The 15822-nt window shown below is 62.6% G+C and carries 17 protein-coding genes; 5 read left to right on the top strand and 12 right to left on the bottom strand.

Features of this window, described 5'->3' with window-relative positions; translation table 11 throughout:
* Nucleotides 1-211: 211 nt before the first annotated feature.
* From FCU66_RS28220 to FCU66_RS28190, 7 genes are all read right to left on the bottom strand, one after another.
* Nucleotides 212-703: a F0F1 ATP synthase subunit B gene (locus FCU66_RS28220; protein ID WP_136621588.1), complete on the bottom strand. Its 492-nt coding sequence runs from the start codon at nucleotides 701-703 to the stop codon at nucleotides 212-214.
* Between the two features lie 10 nt (nucleotides 704-713).
* Entirely contained in the window at nucleotides 714-1313 is a 600-nt protein-coding gene (locus FCU66_RS28215) for a F0F1 ATP synthase subunit B (RefSeq protein ID WP_136621589.1), read from the bottom strand.
* 63 nt (nucleotides 1314-1376) lie between these two features.
* Entirely contained in the window at nucleotides 1377-1601 is a 225-nt protein-coding gene (locus tag FCU66_RS28210; protein ID WP_006206606.1) for a F0F1 ATP synthase subunit C, read from the bottom strand.
* 85 nt (nucleotides 1602-1686) lie between these two features.
* Nucleotides 1687-2445: a F0F1 ATP synthase subunit A gene (locus tag FCU66_RS28205; protein WP_126068359.1), complete on the bottom strand. Its 759-nt coding sequence runs from the start codon at nucleotides 2443-2445 to the stop codon at nucleotides 1687-1689.
* A 59-nt stretch (nucleotides 2446-2504) separates the two neighbouring features.
* Nucleotides 2505-2912, bottom strand: a complete 408-nt coding sequence (locus tag FCU66_RS28200) for an AtpZ/AtpI family protein (RefSeq protein ID WP_136621590.1) — start codon at nucleotides 2910-2912, stop codon at nucleotides 2505-2507.
* Between the two features lie 254 nt (nucleotides 2913-3166).
* A complete protein-coding gene (locus FCU66_RS28195) occupies nucleotides 3167-4351 on the bottom strand; it encodes a cell wall hydrolase (protein WP_136621591.1) in 1185 nt (394 codons plus the stop codon).
* Nucleotides 4352-4500: 149 nt separating this feature from the next.
* Complete coding sequence (locus tag FCU66_RS28190; protein WP_136621592.1) at nucleotides 4501-5796, bottom strand: MFS transporter; 1296 nt, start codon at nucleotides 5794-5796, stop codon at nucleotides 4501-4503.
* A gap of 119 nt (nucleotides 5797-5915) precedes the next feature.
* On the opposite strand from FCU66_RS28190, the gene FCU66_RS28185 reads away from it, so the two are divergent.
* On the top strand, nucleotides 5916-6839 hold the full coding sequence (locus tag FCU66_RS28185) for a LysR substrate-binding domain-containing protein (protein WP_136621593.1): 924 nt from the start codon (nucleotides 5916-5918) through the stop codon (nucleotides 6837-6839).
* A 28-nt stretch (nucleotides 6840-6867) separates the two neighbouring features.
* Here the strand turns inward: FCU66_RS28185 and der are convergent, their stop codons facing one another.
* Together der and FCU66_RS28175 are read right to left on the bottom strand one after the other, a co-directional pair.
* Entirely contained in the window at nucleotides 6868-8301 is a 1434-nt protein-coding gene (gene der / locus FCU66_RS28180) for a ribosome biogenesis GTPase Der (RefSeq protein ID WP_136621594.1), read from the bottom strand.
* Complete coding sequence (locus FCU66_RS28175) at nucleotides 8298-8963, bottom strand: tetratricopeptide repeat protein (RefSeq protein WP_136621595.1); 666 nt, start codon at nucleotides 8961-8963, stop codon at nucleotides 8298-8300. The genes der and FCU66_RS28175 overlap by 4 nt, the downstream gene beginning before the upstream one ends.
* Nucleotides 8964-9144: 181 nt before the next feature.
* On the opposite strand from FCU66_RS28175, the gene FCU66_RS28170 reads away from it, so the two are divergent.
* Nucleotides 9145-10164, top strand: a complete 1020-nt coding sequence (locus FCU66_RS28170) for a polysaccharide deacetylase family protein (RefSeq protein ID WP_425462874.1) — start codon at nucleotides 9145-9147, stop codon at nucleotides 10162-10164.
* A 37-nt stretch (nucleotides 10165-10201) separates the two neighbouring features.
* Here the strand turns inward: FCU66_RS28170 and sbmA are convergent, their stop codons facing one another.
* From sbmA to FCU66_RS28155, 3 genes are all read right to left on the bottom strand, one after another.
* A complete protein-coding gene (sbmA, locus tag FCU66_RS28165) occupies nucleotides 10202-11464 on the bottom strand; it encodes a peptide antibiotic transporter SbmA (protein WP_136621596.1) in 1263 nt (420 codons plus the stop codon).
* Between the two features lie 115 nt (nucleotides 11465-11579).
* Nucleotides 11580-12740, bottom strand: coding sequence for a YbfB/YjiJ family MFS transporter (locus FCU66_RS28160; protein ID WP_136621597.1), 1161 nt, complete (start codon nucleotides 12738-12740; stop codon nucleotides 11580-11582).
* Between the two features lie 116 nt (nucleotides 12741-12856).
* Complete coding sequence (locus tag FCU66_RS28155; RefSeq protein WP_425462873.1) at nucleotides 12857-13006, bottom strand: hypothetical protein; 150 nt, start codon at nucleotides 13004-13006, stop codon at nucleotides 12857-12859.
* Between the two features lie 170 nt (nucleotides 13007-13176).
* Here FCU66_RS28155 and FCU66_RS28150 point away from each other — a divergent pair, with 170 nt between their 5' ends.
* From FCU66_RS28150 to FCU66_RS28140, 3 genes are read left to right on the top strand one after another with little or no spacing between them, the layout of a single operon-like run.
* Nucleotides 13177-14169: a LysR substrate-binding domain-containing protein gene (locus tag FCU66_RS28150; protein ID WP_136621599.1), complete on the top strand. Its 993-nt coding sequence runs from the start codon at nucleotides 13177-13179 to the stop codon at nucleotides 14167-14169.
* Nucleotides 14166-15422: an aminopeptidase gene (locus FCU66_RS28145; protein ID WP_136621600.1), complete on the top strand. Its 1257-nt coding sequence runs from the start codon at nucleotides 14166-14168 to the stop codon at nucleotides 15420-15422. Before FCU66_RS28150 ends, FCU66_RS28145 begins: the two co-directional genes overlap by 4 nt.
* Nucleotides 15423-15440: 18 nt before the next feature.
* Nucleotides 15441-15797: a DUF488 domain-containing protein gene (locus FCU66_RS28140; protein ID WP_136621601.1), complete on the top strand. Its 357-nt coding sequence runs from the start codon at nucleotides 15441-15443 to the stop codon at nucleotides 15795-15797.
* Nucleotides 15798-15822: the final 25 nt, after the last annotated feature.

Below are 15822 nucleotides of genomic sequence, written 5' to 3'. Positions count from 1 at the left end.
GCTGTCCCGCCGGCCTCTCAATCCATTGCAATCACGCCCTCGGGCTTGTCCCGGTAGATCGCAAGACAACAAAGGTTGGCGTTCCTTCGCGCCCCCCTCTGCCCTGCCGGGCATCTCCCCCACGAGGGGGGAGATTGGCAGCTTCAGCGCCACAACAAAAAAGCTGCCAGGTTGCCCGGGCGGCTTTCGATCATCAGGTCGGTTGGACCGTCTAGTTCAGCTTCGACTTCACGTCCGCGAGCGAAGCCTTGAACAGGTCGGCACCCGCCTTGGCGTCGATCTTGCCGGCAAGCAGCGTGCGCGCTGCCTCGACGGCTATGTCGACGGCGCTGGCGCGGACTTCGCTGATGGCGTCACGCTCGGCCTGGCCGATCTTCTGTTCGGCAAGCGCGGTGCGCCTGACGACATAGTCCTCGGTCTTCTTGTGCGCGTCCGCGGCAAGCATGTCGGCTTCGCGCTTGGCGGCGGCGACGATGTCGGCGGCCTCCTGCTCGGCTTCCTTGCGCTTGCGCTGGTACTGGCCGAGCAATTGCTGGGCCTCCTCGCGCAGCCGGCGCGCTTCGTCCAGCTCATTGCTGATCCTGTCGGCGCGGGCGTCGAGCGCCTTGGCGATCATGCCAGGCACCTTGATGTAGACGGCAACGCCCAGGAAAATGATGAGGGCTATCGTGGCCCAGAGCGTCGCGAGAGATGTGTAATCCATGATGCGCTCCTCACCGGGCCACGGATTTGACCGCGGCCGCGATCTCGGCCTTGCTGGTCTTGCCGCCGACCAGGGCCTCGACGATCGCCGAAGCGGTGTCCTCGGCGATGCTGCCGACTTCCTTCATGGCATTGGCCTTAATGGAAGAAATGCGGGCTTCGGCCTCGCCAAGCTTCGCGTCGAGCGCGGCCTCGACCTTCTTGCGTGCGGTCTCGGCCTCGGCCTTGGCCGCATCGTTAGCCTGCTGGCCGATCGCGTTGGCCTTGGTCTTGGCTTCCGCCAGTTCCTGCTCGTAGGCAGCAACGGCGGCGTCGGCCTCGCCCTTCAACTTGGCTGCCTGGTCGAGATCCTGCGTGATGCGATCGTTGCGGACATCGATGATGCCCCCGACGCGCGGCATCACAACCCGCTTCAGGAAGAGATAGAACAGCCCGAAAGTGATCGCCAGCCACAGAAGCTGCGACGGGAACGTCGCCGGATCGAATGGCGGAAACGTGCCATGCGCTTCAGCAGGCACGCTGGTGCCGGAATGCGTGTCGCCTTCCGTCGCAGCGTGGCTGGTATCGGCTGATGGCGCGGACTCTTGCGCAAAGGCAGATGTCACGAACATGGACTATCCCCGAAATTCAGGCCCGCCGCTTGCGCGGCCGGCCTGTCCAATCTTCCCGAGTGCTCAGCCGAACAGGGCCAGAAGCGCGATGAGAAGCGAGAAGATGCCCAGAGCTTCGGTCACGGCGAAGCCGAAGATCAGACGGCCGAACTGGCCATCAGCAGCCGACGGGTTGCGCAGCGCGCCCGCCAGGTAGCTGCCGAAGATGTTGCCGAGGCCAATGCCCGCGCCACCCATGCCCAGGCAAGCGATGCCGGCGCCGATGTACTTTGCTGCTTCTGCGTCCATTTGTTCAACTCCTTTGGATCTAAAATTCCGTTGCGATTCCATCCGGCGCCAATGTTGGAAACTCTTGGGCCGGAAACTCTTGGGCCTAGTGCCCGGGGTGCAGGGCGTCGTTGAGGTACATGCAGGTCAACACGGCAAAGACGTAGGCCTGCAGGAAGGCGACCAGCAGTTCCAGTGCCGTCAGCGCCACGGCCATGGCCAGCGGCAGGATCGAGCCGGCGACGCCAACCGCGCCGAGCGCGCTCAGGCTGACGACGAAGCCGGAGAACACCTTCAGCGTGATGTGGCCGGCGAGCATGTTGGCGAACAGACGAACCGAGAGGCTGACCGGGCGCGACACGAAGGAGATCACCTCGATCAGCACCACCAGCGGCAGCAGGAACACCGGCACGCCATGCGGCACGAACAGCTTCAGGAAACCGAAACCATGCTTCATGAAGCCGTAGATGACCACGGTTGCGATCACCAATACGGCAAGGCCGAAGGTGACGATGATGTGGCTGGTGATGGTGAAGAAATACGGGAACAGGCCGAGCAGGTTGGCGACCAGCACGAACATGAACAGCGAGAACACTAGAGGGAAGAACTTCATGCCTTGCGTGCCGGCGGCGTCGCGCAACATGTTGCCGACAAACTCATAGGCCATCTCGGAGACCGACTGAAGGCGGCCGGGAACCAGGCTGCGGCTCGAGGTCGTGAGAAACAGAAAGGCAGCCGCGACGACCACGGTTGTGACCATGAACAGCGCCGAATTGGTGAAAGACAGGTCGTAGCCGCCGATGTCGATCGGAATCAGCTTGTTGATATGGAACTGGTGGATCGGATCGACCTTGTCAGCTGCCACGTTCAAACCCCGTCAATGCCGCGTACGGCCTCGTTAGCATTACCGCACATGAAGCGCGGTCATTTCTTGTCGTCCTGGCCAGGACGCGATTTATCGCCCTGTCCGAATTCTGCCACAACGCCGGCGGAACGCATCACATTGAGCACTCCGGCGCCAAAGCCAAGCAGCAAAAACACAATCAGACCCCATGGCGATGTCCCCGCCAGACGGTCGATGATCCAGCCGATGCCGGCACCCACCACGACCCCGGCGATAAACTCGCTGGAGAGTTTGAGCGCCTGGCCATATCCGGCCACACTGCCCGCTTTCGCGTCGTCTTTCCCCTCGAGCCGGTCCGGCCGCCTTGTCGCAAGCGAAGCTTCAAGGTCACGCCGGCGGCGCTCAAGATCGTCGTCGCGGATGTCGGGCTCATGCTGCTTGCCGCGGCCGGTTTCTCCGGTTCCGTGTGGCCCATTCTTGTCGGCCATCGCAACCCCCCTGCCCGGTCAGACCGTCACCGTCCGTCCGCTTCTAAAGTCGCCGGCAACATAGTTAGAGGGTTTGCGCCCGTCAAGCCACGGGCGGAAGTTCATTGCCATGTATTTTATGCAACAAAATCAATGGATTAGAAAGGTGCGACATCGTGCCCGCCGCGATGACGGGGATGCATGGCGCGAATCCCCCTGGCAATGGCTCTTCGATCGACCGCGCGCCGCGCCGAAGATCAGCGGCTGTTGCGCGCTCAGCTCCAGCCGCCGCCATAGGTACGATAGAAGATATGCAGGCCGATCTTGGTCATCTTCTGCATCGTGCGCGCCCAGACGGGATGGACATATTGGGCGTAGTAGTGGGTCGACGATCCGACCTCCGGGATGAAGATCTTGCCGGCGGTGACGGCCATGGCGATATCCTGGGCGGTCTTGTAGGCGACAGGGCTGTCGATGCGCTTCTTCCTGCCGTCGCAGGCGAAGGAGAACTGGCAACGGTTGAACCAGCTGTCGTTCTGGTAGACGACGCCGCAGATCGAATTCGGATAGGCCGGGTTGCGGACGCGATTGAGGATGACCTGGGCGACGGCGGCCTGACCGCGCACGGATTCGCTCCTCGCCTCGAAATAGATGCCGTTGGCAAGACATGCCTGCTCCTTCTTGGAGAAGACACTCGCCGGCAGCGGGTTCTGGATCCACGAATGATCGCCCTTGGTCATCGGCGGAATGAAGCGGCCGTCATTGGGCTGCTCGTCCTGAAGCAGGGCTTCAAAGGGCGATGCCTTGGCATAGTCGGGCTCGGACTGCGCATAGGCGGTCGCCAGCACATCCGGATGGTCATTGTTGACCAGCGAAACGAGCATGGCCGGCACGCCGGGATCCGGCTTCCTGTCCTCACGCGCATGGAATGCCGCGGCGATCTGGATTTCCTTGCCTTTGATCTGCGGCTTGGCGAAGGCCATCTTCAGGCCGCTGTCCATGCTGGGCCGAAGCAAGGAGGAGGTGCGCTCGAAGATCGAGCCGGCATTGAAGTTCTTCGGCGGTGCCACGGGAGACATCTGGACGATGCGCCCCTTCTTCTCGGCGCGCACGACGCGATCCTCATCGGGCGTGCCGCTGACCTTGCCGCCCTTGCCGCGAAACGACACGCTGCCGACGCCGGCCAGGTGGATACCCGATCCGGAGATGGAGCCGGTGACATCGGAATCGATGAAGGGCATCTCGGCCGCATGGGTCGAGCCGGCGACGGATTTCTCGACATAGGAATTCCAGCGCGTGCTCGATGCTTCAAGGCCGGAAACGAGGCTCGTCATGTCCTGGTAGGCGGCGACGGTCGGAAAGCCGATCCAGATGCCGAGACCGATGACGAACGGAGTCAGAAAGCCACGTTTTCTCTCACCGGCGGCGGCAATCAGCCGCTTCAACACACGTCGATGCACGGAACTCTCTCCAGGAACGCTACAGACCCCACTGGAGAGCAAAATGATGCATTAACCTTGATGGGACGTTAACGGGTTCGATCGGGTTTTCTCGGTCGGCTCGAGGTGTTGGTTCCGAAGTCAGGCGGTTTTGCGGCCGGCATGTGAACTCAGGCCGGGCGCAGGAAGATCGGCCAGGCAATCAGCGGGCAGATGGCGGCCGCCAGCCAGACGCCGGACCATGACCAGAGGTGCAAGAGCCCCGGAATGGCCACCGGCACCAGGAAGAAACCGACGAAAACGAAGCTGTTGGCAAGGCTGAGCGCGGTTCCGACATGGCCGGCGCCGGCAAGCGTGGCAAGCTCGGTATAGGCGACGCCGTGCCAGGCGGAGACCGAGATGCCCGCGATAATCAGCACGACGGGAAGGACAGCCATCAGGAAGAACTGTCCGCCCGGTATGGCGGGACCCGCCAGAACCAGCAGCCAAAGCACCAAGAAGGCAAGCGCGCTGAGCGCACTACACAAGCGAAGGAACTGACGGCGGTTGCCGTGATGGTCGGTGAAGCGGCCGCTCCAAATGCGCATGACCATGGCGCCGATCTGCACAGCGGCGAGGCTCCCGCTGATTGCTGCCGTTCCCAATCCGACAAAGTCATGCAGGAACACGGAGGCGAAGGTGAGCACCGCCACTTGCGGAAAGCAGAGCAGGCCGATGGCGGTCGCGATACGCCAGACCTCGATGTTACGCAGCGGCGCCGGTCCGGTGATCGCCGAAGCGAGATGGCCCTCGCCCGCCGTCGGCGGCTCGTGCAGCCAGCGCCACGCGAACAGGGCAGAGAGTGCGGATGCACCGGCCAGAACCCCGAACACCGCGCCAAAGCCGAAAGCCAGGGCAAGCGAGGGCAGGACGAGCGCGCCAAGGCCGCCGCCAAGCGGCACCGCCGTCTGCCTGATGCTCATGGCAAAGCCACGCTCGTTTTCCCGGAACCAGCCCATGATGGCGCGGCCGCTCGAACCGTTGACGCTGCCGCCGAGCAGTCCGGTGATGAGCAGGCTCGCGGAGAGCAGCGTGACATCGGGAATACCGGTCCTTGTCGGCACGACCAGCATTGCCATGACTAGGAGCCACGCCGCCGTTGCGCCGAGCCCGATCAAAAGCACACGGCGATCACCCCAGCGATCGGTGAGCAAGCCCCAGGGCAGTTCGCTAAGCGCGACCCCCAGCCCGAGAAGGCCGAGCGCCAGGCCGAGCTCCGCATTGCCCAAATGATAGCCCTGACGAAGCACGACTGCCGTTGCCGGTATGCCGGAGAAAGTGGCCGAGAAGCTGGCATTGGCGGCAACGCCGATGCCCAGGACCTTCCAGCGATGACCGGGCTTGAATGCCCTCTGGACCGAACCAGCAGCGGTATCTTCCAGGAGTTCCGGCGGCTGTCGGTCGGTGCAATTGACGATGGCGGACATGATTTCATTCCCGTGATGGGCCAGCGGTCTGGCCTTGACGGTCTGTCTCTAGCGCTACAGATTCATCCTTAAAATCAGGAAGTTTTAAACTTACTATCCTGAAAAACAGGACTAATAATATGCGACGCGTGACATTCGACCTCGACGTCCTCCGCAGTTTCGTCACCGGCATGGAGCTGGGCAGCTTTGCCAAGGCTGCCGACCGGCTTGGCCGGTCGACGTCGGCGGTCAGCGCGCAGTTGAAGAAACTGGAGGAACAGGCGGCGACGCCGATCTTCCGCAAATCGGGACGCGGCCTCGCCTTGACCGAGGCCGGCGAGACCATGCTCGGCTATGCGCGCCGGCTGATCGAGCTCAATGACGAAGCGGCATCCGCCATCCACGATGTCGAGCTGGAAGGCTGGGTAAGGCTCGGCCTGCAGGAGGATTTCGGCGAGGCGGTGCTGCCGGACGTGCTCGGCCGCTTCGCCCGGGCGCACCCCAAGGTCAAGATCGAAGCCAGGATCGCACGCAGCCACGAACTCGCCGAACGGATCCTGTCAGGCAGTCTCGACATCGCGCTCGCCTGGCACAATGGCGAGACGCTGCCCTACAGCCAGCATGTCGCCGATGTGCAGATGCGCTGGATCGGCCCGGCAAAGCGCATCGAGACCAGCCTGCGCCACGGTGAGCCACTGCCGCTGGTGGCGCTCGAGGCGCCATGCCTTTTGCGCACAGTGGCAACCGAAACGCTCGACCGCGCCGGCCTGTCGTGGCGGATGGCCTTTTCCAGTCCGAGCCTTGGCGGTATCTGGGCAGCGGTTGCGGCAGGGCTGGGGCTGACGATCCGGACCGACATCGGCCTGCCGGCCAGCGTCAGCGCGATAACGCCTGAGATCGCCGGACTGCCCGCCCTGCCCAAGATGGCGTTGTTCCTGCATCGCAAGGACGCCGAGGCCGAGCCGGTGGCGGCCCGCCTCGCCGACATCCTGCTGGACGCCGCGCGGCAAGCACTGCCTGAAAATGCGCGGGCCAGCGACAGCGGCCTGCGCGCCGTGGCGTGATCATGCTGCGCCAAGAGGGCGCCGATGATCAGCTGCGTTTCTTGGACCTGCCGGCGAAGGGATTGTCCGACGTGCGCAACGCAATGCGGATCGGCACGCCGGGCATGTCGAAAGCTTCGCGGAGGCTGTTGGAGAGATAGCGGACATAGGATTGCGGCATCGCATCGGGCCGCGAGCACTGGACGACGAAACCCGGCGGCCGGGTCTTGGCCTGGGTGACGTATTTGACCTTCAGCCGGCGCCCGGCCACGGCAGGCGGCGGGTGGTGCGCCAGGATGCCTTCCAGCCAGCGGTTGAGCTTGCCGGTCGAGACGCGGCTGTTCCACACTTTGTGGGTCCTGATGACGGCATCCATCAGCTTGTCGAGGCCGCGCCCGGTCTCGCCGGAGACGGGTACCGCCTGGAGGCCCCGCGCCTGGGGAAGAAGCCGTTCCGTCTTCTCGCGCAGTTCGGCCAGAAGCTCCTGGGGATGGTCGATCAGATCCCATTTGTTGAAGGCGATCACCGGCGCCCGGCCTTCCCTGATGATCAGGTCGGCGATCTGCAGATCCTGCTTCTCGAACGGAATGGTGGCATCGAGGACGATGATGACGATCTCGGCGAAGCGGATGGCGCGCAGGCCGTCCTGCACCGACATCACTTCCAGCTTTTCGTGGATCCTGGCCTTGCGGCGCATGCCGGCCGTATCGAACAGTTTCAGACGGCGGCCATGCCAATCCCAGTCGACCGAGATGGAATCACGGGTGATGCCGGCTTCCGGTCCGGTGAGCAGCCGTTCTTCGCCGATCAGCGCGTTGATCAGCGTCGACTTACCGGCATTGGGACGGCCGACGACGGCGATGCGCATCGGCTTGGTATCGTCATAGGTGTGCTCGGCATCCGGATCGGCGATATCCTCGCCGATCAGAACCTCGCCGGCAGCGACTTCTTCGTCTTCGCCATCTTCTTCTTCGCCGAAAGCACGCGCTTCGCCGAGCGCGCCGATCACGGCATCGCGCAGGTCCGGCATGCCCTGGCCATGCTCGGCCGAAACCGGGATCGGCTCGCCAAGGCCGAGTTCCCAGGCCTCCAGCATGCCGCCCTGGGCGCCCTTCGCCTCGGCCTTGTTGGCGACCAGCACCACCGGCTTGCCGGACTTGCGCACGATCTCTGCGAAGGTCCTGTCGTCAGGCAACAGCCCGGACTTGGCGTCGATGGTGAAGAAGATCAGGTCGGCCTCGCGGATGGCGATCTCGGTCTGCGCGCGCATGCGGCCGGGCAAGGTCGAGGCGCCCGCGTCCTCGAAGCCGGCGGTGTCGATGACATCGAAATGCAGGTCGTAAAGCTTGGCGGCATGGACGCGACGGTCGCGGGTGACACCCGGCGTGTCGTCGACAAGCGCCAGCTTCCTTCCCACCAGCCGATTGAAAAGAGTCGATTTGCCGACGTTAGGTCTGCCGATGATGGCGACTTTGAAGGTCACGACGCACTGCCCGACCCGCGGATCAGCTCGGACATCAACGTTGCGCGCTCGCGGGTGTTGCGCGGGGCGCCGTCATCGGCGGCGATCTGGTCGAACAGTTTTAGCGCATCCTGGGCCTTGCCTTCCTTCCAGGCGGAAAGGCCGAGTGCCTCGCGCGCCGTATGGCGCAGCGTGTTGGTGTCGGATGTGAGCGCTTCGACACGGCTGGAGACGTCGGCGAAGGAGCCATGGTCGACAAGCAGGAGCGCTGCCCGCAGCCGCGCCATGTCGCGAATGCCCTGGGGAATGGCCGTGTCGGCGGCGACCTCGTCGAAATCCTTGACGGCGGCGTCGATATCGCCCTTGTCCGCCTTGACGGTCGCGCCGCGCATGCGGGCGAGCAACGGATAGGCGCCGTAGCCATCCTTCTCCAACTGATCCAGTGCGGTCAGCGCTTCATCGTTCTTGCCGTCATTGGCAAGCTTCAGCGCCTGCGAGAACGCATCGCCCGAACGATTGGCGCGCGTCTCGTCCCAATAGCGATAGCCGACGAAGGCGGCGGTGCCGAGCACCACGAGAATCGCAATGACAATCAAAGCGGGACCAAAACGGTCCCACAGCGCCTGCGCCTGTTCGCGACGAATCTCGTCATTGACTTCACGAATAAAACTGTCGTCCGACATCGATCAAAACCATTCCTGCCCGGTCGGGCCTTTGTCAGCCCGCGTTTTAGCGAAATTTTGTCGGCATGGAAGGGGTTCGACCGGAAAATCGCCTATTCCCGAGGCAAGCCACCGAAAAGGCCAATCGCACCCACGCCACATTTAGGCGATAGCCGGCTTCAAGACGTCCCCCAGAATGCAGATCAGATTGCCGATGTACCGTCCGTTGCGTGTTCTTGTGTTTTCCCTCACCTCGCTCGCCACTGCCGGCGGCGCTTTGGCCGATCCGCCCGCGCCACCAGCGCCGGCCAAGCCGAAACAGGTCGTCATCATCTCGTTCGACAGCGCCCGCGACATTTCGCAGTGGAAGCGTAGCCGGGCGCTGGCGCAGCGCACCGGCGCGCATTTCACCTACTTTCTCTCCTGCGTCTTCCTGCTGTCGCCGGAGACACGCAAGGAATACACCGCGCCCGGCAAAAGCGCCGGCAAATCCAACATCGGCTTTGCCGCCTCGAAGCAGGAAGTCACCGAGCGGCTCGAGCAGATCGGCCTTGCCGCGCATGAAGGCCACGATATCGCCAGCCATGGCTGCGGCCATTTTGACGGCAAGGACTGGAGCAAGGCCGACTGGCTGAAAGAGTTCAGTTCGTTCGAGCACATTCTCCAGAACGCCTATGGGATCAACGGCATTGCGCCCGAGCCAAAGGGCTGGCGCGATTTCGCGCGGCATGCGGTGGTCGGTTTCCGCGCGCCGTATCTGTCGACTGGCAAGACGCTTTACGAAGCGCTGCCGACAGCCGGCTATCAGTTCGACGCGAGCGGCGTCTCGCAGGGCCCTGCCCGACCGACGGCCGGCAATGGCATCATGCACTTTTCGCTGCCGCAGATTCCGGAGGGACCGAAGTCACGGCCGGTGATCGCCATGGACTACAATCTCTATGTCCGCCATTCCGGCGGCTTCGAGCGGCCAAGCAAGGCGGACGAGTTCGCGAACCGGACCTATGATGCCTTCCGCGCCGCCTTCGACAGGCAATATGCGGGAAAGCGCATTCCGCTGGAACTCGGCTTCCACTTCGCGCTGATGAATGACGGCGCCTACTGGAACGCGCTGGAGCGCTTTGCCGGCGACGTCTGCGTCAAGGCCGATGTCGAATGCATCAGTTATCGCGACTATGTATCGCGCCAGGATGCTGCCCAGAAGCAGGCTTCGGTCGGCGGCTGAGCCGCCAACCCGGTTGTACCCTCATTCCCCCTAACAGTTACGCCGGATCGGCTTCCTGTGCCTGGCGCTCTACGAAGCGGCGGTCAATCTCAGGAAGCGGCTCGCCATGAATCGTCGCCTCGAAAGCACGCAGACGCTTGTAGATCGAGATCAGCTCGACAATGGTCGGCCAGGAATTGACCAGATACTGAAACGACGAGCGGACCTGATCAAAGGAATTGAGAATCTGGTTCAGAGCACCGAGCTTGATCTTTCCTGCGACCATCGTGGGAACAAGAACAATGTATGGAAATATATTGTCTATCTGAAGGTAGAATATTCTGGCTACGTTGAAATACAAATAATGGAAATACTTGAGAAAATAATTCTTCCTTACGTTTCGAAAAAGCTCGGCAACAGTTGGCGGCTGTGCGCGACCTACATCATCTTCGCCATAGACAAGTTCTTTGCGGTAAGCCGCCTCGACACGCTGCGTGCGGAATTCGAGCCCCGGCAACTTGATTCCGACCAACGCCAGGAAAGTGGTCCCGAAGAGCGACCAAAGGATTGCCACCACGACCAGGGAGTAAGGCACAGTGCCGACAATCGGCAGCTCCGTGACGTTCTGAGAGAGATGTAGCAGCACAGGAAGGAACGCTATCAGGGTCATGACGGACCCGACCAGGCTTACACCCAGATCCTCCATCGTGGTCGAGAAGCGCATCGTGTCTTCTTGAACGCGCTGGGACGCACCCTCGATGTTTCTCAATCTTTCCCAGTTGGCCATATAGTATTCGTTCATTGCGGTGCGCCAACGAAATATCCAGTGGCTTACAAAAAATCGGTTGAGGGCCCCTACCGTGACCGCCAGAAGCGCAATCCACATGATTGTCGCCAACTGGCTATAGAAATCCCCCGGCGTAGTAGAGAACGGTGTGCCCAAAGCCTTCTGAATGAGATCGTAGAACGGACCATACCAGTCGTTGAAAGCGACGTTTACCTGCACCTGGTAGTATATGACAAAGAGGATCAGTGAGGTCCCAAGGATCGACCAGTTTCGCCATGGATGAGGTCGGTACCAGGCCCAAAAGCCGTAAAAAATGAGGACGACAGCAGCAAAATATATGTAAAACCAGAGAAACGGCTTAGACCAAAAGAGTGACACGCCAATGATCTTGTCGACGCCTTCGGCTACGGGAGGTAATCCAAATAAGGCGCCAAGTTGTTCTCCGCCAAAGAACCAGAACAAAATCGCAGCAAGGACCCAGACGACTACCGAAGAGAAAAACAGCTTCGGCTGCGGGAAGAAGGATACGAACACTGTGGGGAATTCCTCGATCTATGCGCAAATCAGCGGGGTTTGGCGGGCATAAAGTCACACATTAGTGGGAAAGAAAATGCCCGTGCCCGATGCCTCGCATCGAGCAAACCCATAATCATGGCGATTTTGGCGCAGCCGACCATGTGATGGCGCCGGAGACGACCAGCACGACCGCGGCGGTGATCGAGGCGAGGAAGAAATCGCCGGACATTTGCGCCAGAAACCCGGCGGCGACCGGGCCGATGATCTGGCCAAGGCCGAACGCTGCCGTCATCAGGGCAAAGATCCGCCGCGGCGCACTTGGCGCCTGCTGCCTGGCGGCCTGCAGGCCAAAGGCGGTGATGGCGATGAAGGTGCCGCCGAGCAGCACGCCGCCAAGCAGCGGCCCGGTACGCCCGCCGATGGCGACGCTAGCGGTGACACCGACAACTTCGATGAAGCATGCCAGCGCATAGGCGGCATAGAGCCCGATCCGGGCAGCGATCTTCTGCCACAGCCAAATCGACGGAAATCCGGCAAGACCGGCGACCATCCACACCATGGCCTCGAAGACTCGGCCGCCGCCGCCTTGCCGGACGATGGCGACCAGGAATGTCGCCGTCACCACATAGCCGAAGCCGAACAGGCCATAGGCAATGATGACCTTGACCAACGACCGATCCATCCGCAGTGCCGGCTCGCGGGCGACTTCGCCATTGCCGAGCGGGCCCTCGTTGACCAACAACGCCACGAGTACGAAACCACAGGCCGAAATTGCCGCCGACCACAGCCAGCCCGCCGCCCAGCCGGCATGTTCGGTGACCAGCACCGCCATCATCGCCGCCGAGATCGCGATGCCAAGGCCAACGCCGCCGAAATGCCACGCCTGGAGGTCGCTGCGACCGGCAGCGTTTATATGGCTGAAAACGATGCTGGCCATGAACACCATGACGAAGGCGCTGGCCAGGCCGGCCAGAAAGCGGATGATGAGAAAGGCGGCCATCGCATCGGTCAGCCCCATCAGGGCTGCCAGGACCGTACTGGCGCCAAGCCCCGCCAGCATCAGCAGGCGCTCGCGCCCGTGCGCCCAGCCGCCCGCCGCCGCCAGCGCGCCAACGAGGTAGCCAAGATAGTTGGCGGAGGCGATCCACCCGGCATCGGCCGGCGACAGATGCAGTTCCTGCATCATGCCGGGCAGGATCGGCGTGTAGACGAAACGGCCGATGCCCATGGCAACCGCCATGGCAATCATGCCGGCGAAAGCGAAACGCAGCGCTGTTGACGTGGCTGATATCATTGCACTGCACAATAAGTGCAGAGATCGCTGAAACAATCCGCCATCTGTTGGGCCAGTGCGGCCGCAGCAGGGGCGCTCGCCTCAACTTTCCTTAAGCCGGAACGCTGAGCGCCCGCTCAGCAGCGCCCGCTGAAACCGGCATGCAATGACGCCGTCTCGTGCACTGTCCGCCGTGCCGTCAGCCTGAACGGCACGTCGCCAAGTTCGCGTTCCGACATGGTGTTCAGCACGGGATGCGAAAGCGGATCGGTCAGCCATCTCTGCATCTCGCTCTCCCGGCGCGGCTCATATGGCGTGCTCGCGAAAAAGACCTTCAGCGACGACGACAAGATCCTTAGCATTTCCGGCTCCACAGGTCTGTCTCCCCTGATAAGGTCTGCCGTTTCGACATCTCTTACAATTGAGATTTCAGCCGGATCGGTTTAGAAAAACTCAAATGGCTATGCTCAACCGCGTCCATCTCAACGGCCTTCGCGCCGTCGAAACCGTTGCCCGTCTCGGATCGCTGGCGGCGGCGGCCGGTGAGCTCAACGTTTCCGTCAGTGCTGTCAGCCAGCAGATCAGCCGCACCGAGAAGCAGCTCGGCCAGGCCCTGTTCGAGCGAACGGCGAGCGGTCTCGTGCTGACCGAGTTCGGCGCCGTCTTCGCGGCCCGCCTCGGCGCTGGCTTCCGCGAGCTCGCCCAGGCCGTGGCGCTGGCCGACGAGGCAACGCAGTGCACCTTGGTGGTTTCGGTGGCGCCGGCCTTTGCCTCAAAGTGGCTTTTGCCGCGACTGTCGCGCCACTTCGCCCGGCATCCCGACGTACTGCTGCGCATCGACGCTTCGGTGCGCCTGGCCAATCTCGATCATTCAGACATCGACATCGCCATCCGGCTCGGCGACGGCAAATGGCCGGGCGGGCGGGCGGAACTGCTCTTGGCGCAGGAAGTCTTCCCGGTCTGCGCACCGGTGATTGCCAGAAAACTGAAGTCGATCGAGGACCTTGCCCAGACCTGCGCGATCACCGACGAGCGGGCGATGATCAACTGGGAAAGCTGGTTCGAGACAGCCGGCGTTCCACCTGTCACCTTCCTGAAAGGCGCGCGTTTCACCGACCCTATGCTGTGCCTGGAATCGGCGATTGCCGGCCATGGCGTGATGCTGGGCTGGCAATTGCTCGCCGCCGATGCGCTCGCCGATGGGCGGCTGGTGGCGCCTTTCGGAATCCGCGCCCAGAGCGGGCTCGGCTATTGGCTGGTGACCTCCTCTGCCAAGGCCGAAAGCCGCAAGGTCCGCGACTTCAAGGCCTGGATCAGGGAAGAGATCGAGGCAACCATGGCGCAGTTCGGGTCCGCGAATGCCGAACCCGCCGGTGCGATCGCGGTGGAAAGCACCGTGGCACCGGTCTATGGTGAGGAGGATATCAAACTACGACAGGCAGGATCATGACCACACATTCGCGCGGCGTTTCCGCATCGATCGACCCGGTGAAACTCGACAGGCTGGCGGAAGTCGCCATCAAGGTCGGGCTGCAATTGCAGCCGGGGCAGGATCTGGTGCTGACATCGTCCATCGCGGCGCTGCCGCTGACCAGGCGGATCGTCGAGCACGCCTACAAGGCCGGCGCCGGGCTGGTAACACCGATCTTCAACGATGACGAGATGACGCTGGCCCGCTACCGCTTCGGCGCCGATGCCAGTTTCGACCACGCCGCCGGCTGGCTCTATGAAGGCATGGCGAAGGCCTTTTCCAACAATGCGGCAAGGCTGGCCGTGCGCGGCGAGGATCCGTCGCTTCTGTCGGCACAGGATCCGGCGAAGGTGGCGCGCGCCAACAAGGCCAATTCGATGGCTTATCAACCGGCGCTGGAAAAGATCACCGGCTTCGACATCAACTGGAACATCGTCGCCTATCCGGACCTCGCCTGGGCCAGACAGGTTTTTCCTGATGATGCCGACGATGTTGCGGTCGTGAAGCTCGCCGATGCCATCTTCGCCGCCTCGCGCGTGGATGTTGAGGATCCGATCGGCAACTGGAAGGCGCATAACGCAGCGCTGCGCAGCCGCACCGAATGGCTCAACGGTCATAATTTCCATGCGCTGCACTTCACCGGACCAGGCACCGACCTGACCGTCGGCCTGGCGGACGGTCATGAATGGATGGGCGGCGCCTCGACCGCCAAGAACGGCATCACCTGCAATCCCAACATCCCGACCGAAGAGGTCTTCACCACGCCGCATGCAAGGCGTGTCGAGGGTCATGTCTCCTCGACCAAGCCGCTGTCCTACCAGGGCACGCTGATCGACAACATCTCGGTGCGTTTCGAGGCGGGCAGGATCGTCGAGGCCAAGGCGTCGAAGGGCGAGGACGTGCTGAAGAAAGTACTCGACACCGACGAAGGCGCACGCCGCCTCGGCGAAGTGGCGCTGGTGCCGCATTCCTCGCCGATCTCGGCGAGCGGGCTGTTGTTCTTCAACACGCTGTTCGACGAGAACGCCGCCTGCCACATCGCGCTCGGCCAGTGCTATTCGAAGTGCTTCGTCGACGGCGCTTCGCTCAACCAGGACGAGATCGCGGCGCGCGGCGGCAACAAGAGCTTCATCCACATCGACTGGATGATCGGTTCGGACAAGATCGACATTGATGGCCTCCACAAGGACGGCAGGCGCGTGCCTGTCATGCGCAAGGGCGAGTGGGCCTGACCCCTTGCGGAGGGTCCGATGACCTTCGACCTGGCGGTCAAGCGTATCTACGAACCACCGGCGCCCGATGACGGGCAGCGGGTTCTGGTCGACCGCATCTGGCCGCGCGGTGTCAGCAAGGAACACGCCGCGCTGGCGCTGTGGCTGAAGGACATCGCGCCGAGTGACGAGTTGCGCAAATGGTTCGGACATGAGCCCGAGCGCTGGGCGGAGTTTCAGGAACGGTACCGGGTTGAGCTGGATGGGAATAGCGGGGCGGTGGGTGAATTGCTTGGCCTGCTTCGCCACGGCAAGGTGACGCTGCTCTATGGCGCGCATGATGAGGCGCATAACAATGCCGTGGCGCTGGCGGGATATGTGCGCGGGACGGGCTGAGGCGGCTGGAATTTCTGATGCCGGC

It is taken from the genome of Mesorhizobium norvegicum (genome assembly GCF_004919685.1).
GTDB classification, from domain to species: Bacteria; Pseudomonadota; Alphaproteobacteria; order Rhizobiales; family Rhizobiaceae; genus Mesorhizobium; species Mesorhizobium norvegicum.
The sequence above is the reverse complement of the archived record's forward strand: the minus strand, read 5'-3'. Positions and strand labels throughout refer to the sequence as shown.

What these genes read in the sequence shown, in the direction of transcription:
- FCU66_RS28145 (WP_136621600.1), top strand. Translation starts at nt 14,166, where the DNA reads ATGACCACACATTCGCGCGGCGTTTCCGCATCGATCGACCCGGTGAAA.
- FCU66_RS28200 (WP_136621590.1), bottom strand. Translation starts at nt 2,912, where the DNA reads ATGGCCGACAAGAATGGGCCACACGGAACCGGAGAAACCGGCCGCGGC.
- FCU66_RS28215 (WP_136621589.1), bottom strand. Translation starts at nt 1,313, where the DNA reads ATGTTCGTGACATCTGCCTTTGCGCAAGAGTCCGCGCCATCAGCCGAT.
- FCU66_RS28150 (WP_136621599.1), top strand. Translation starts at nt 13,177, where the DNA reads ATGGCTATGCTCAACCGCGTCCATCTCAACGGCCTTCGCGCCGTCGAA.
- FCU66_RS28210 (WP_006206606.1), bottom strand. Translation starts at nt 1,601, where the DNA reads ATGGACGCAGAAGCAGCAAAGTACATCGGCGCCGGCATCGCTTGCCTG.
- FCU66_RS28155 (WP_425462873.1), bottom strand. Translation starts at nt 13,006, where the DNA reads ATGCAGAGATGGCTGACCGATCCGCTTTCGCATCCCGTGCTGAACACC.
- FCU66_RS28175 (WP_136621595.1), bottom strand. Translation starts at nt 8,963, where the DNA reads ATGTCGGACGACAGTTTTATTCGTGAAGTCAATGACGAGATTCGTCGC.
- FCU66_RS28185 (WP_136621593.1), top strand. Translation starts at nt 5,916, where the DNA reads ATGCGACGCGTGACATTCGACCTCGACGTCCTCCGCAGTTTCGTCACC.
- FCU66_RS28220 (WP_136621588.1), bottom strand. Translation starts at nt 703, where the DNA reads ATGGATTACACATCTCTCGCGACGCTCTGGGCCACGATAGCCCTCATC.
- FCU66_RS28160 (WP_136621597.1), bottom strand. Translation starts at nt 12,740, where the DNA reads ATGATATCAGCCACGTCAACAGCGCTGCGTTTCGCTTTCGCCGGCATG.
- FCU66_RS28140 (WP_136621601.1), top strand. Translation starts at nt 15,441, where the DNA reads ATGACCTTCGACCTGGCGGTCAAGCGTATCTACGAACCACCGGCGCCC.
- FCU66_RS28190 (WP_136621592.1), bottom strand. Translation starts at nt 5,796, where the DNA reads ATGTCCGCCATCGTCAATTGCACCGACCGACAGCCGCCGGAACTCCTG.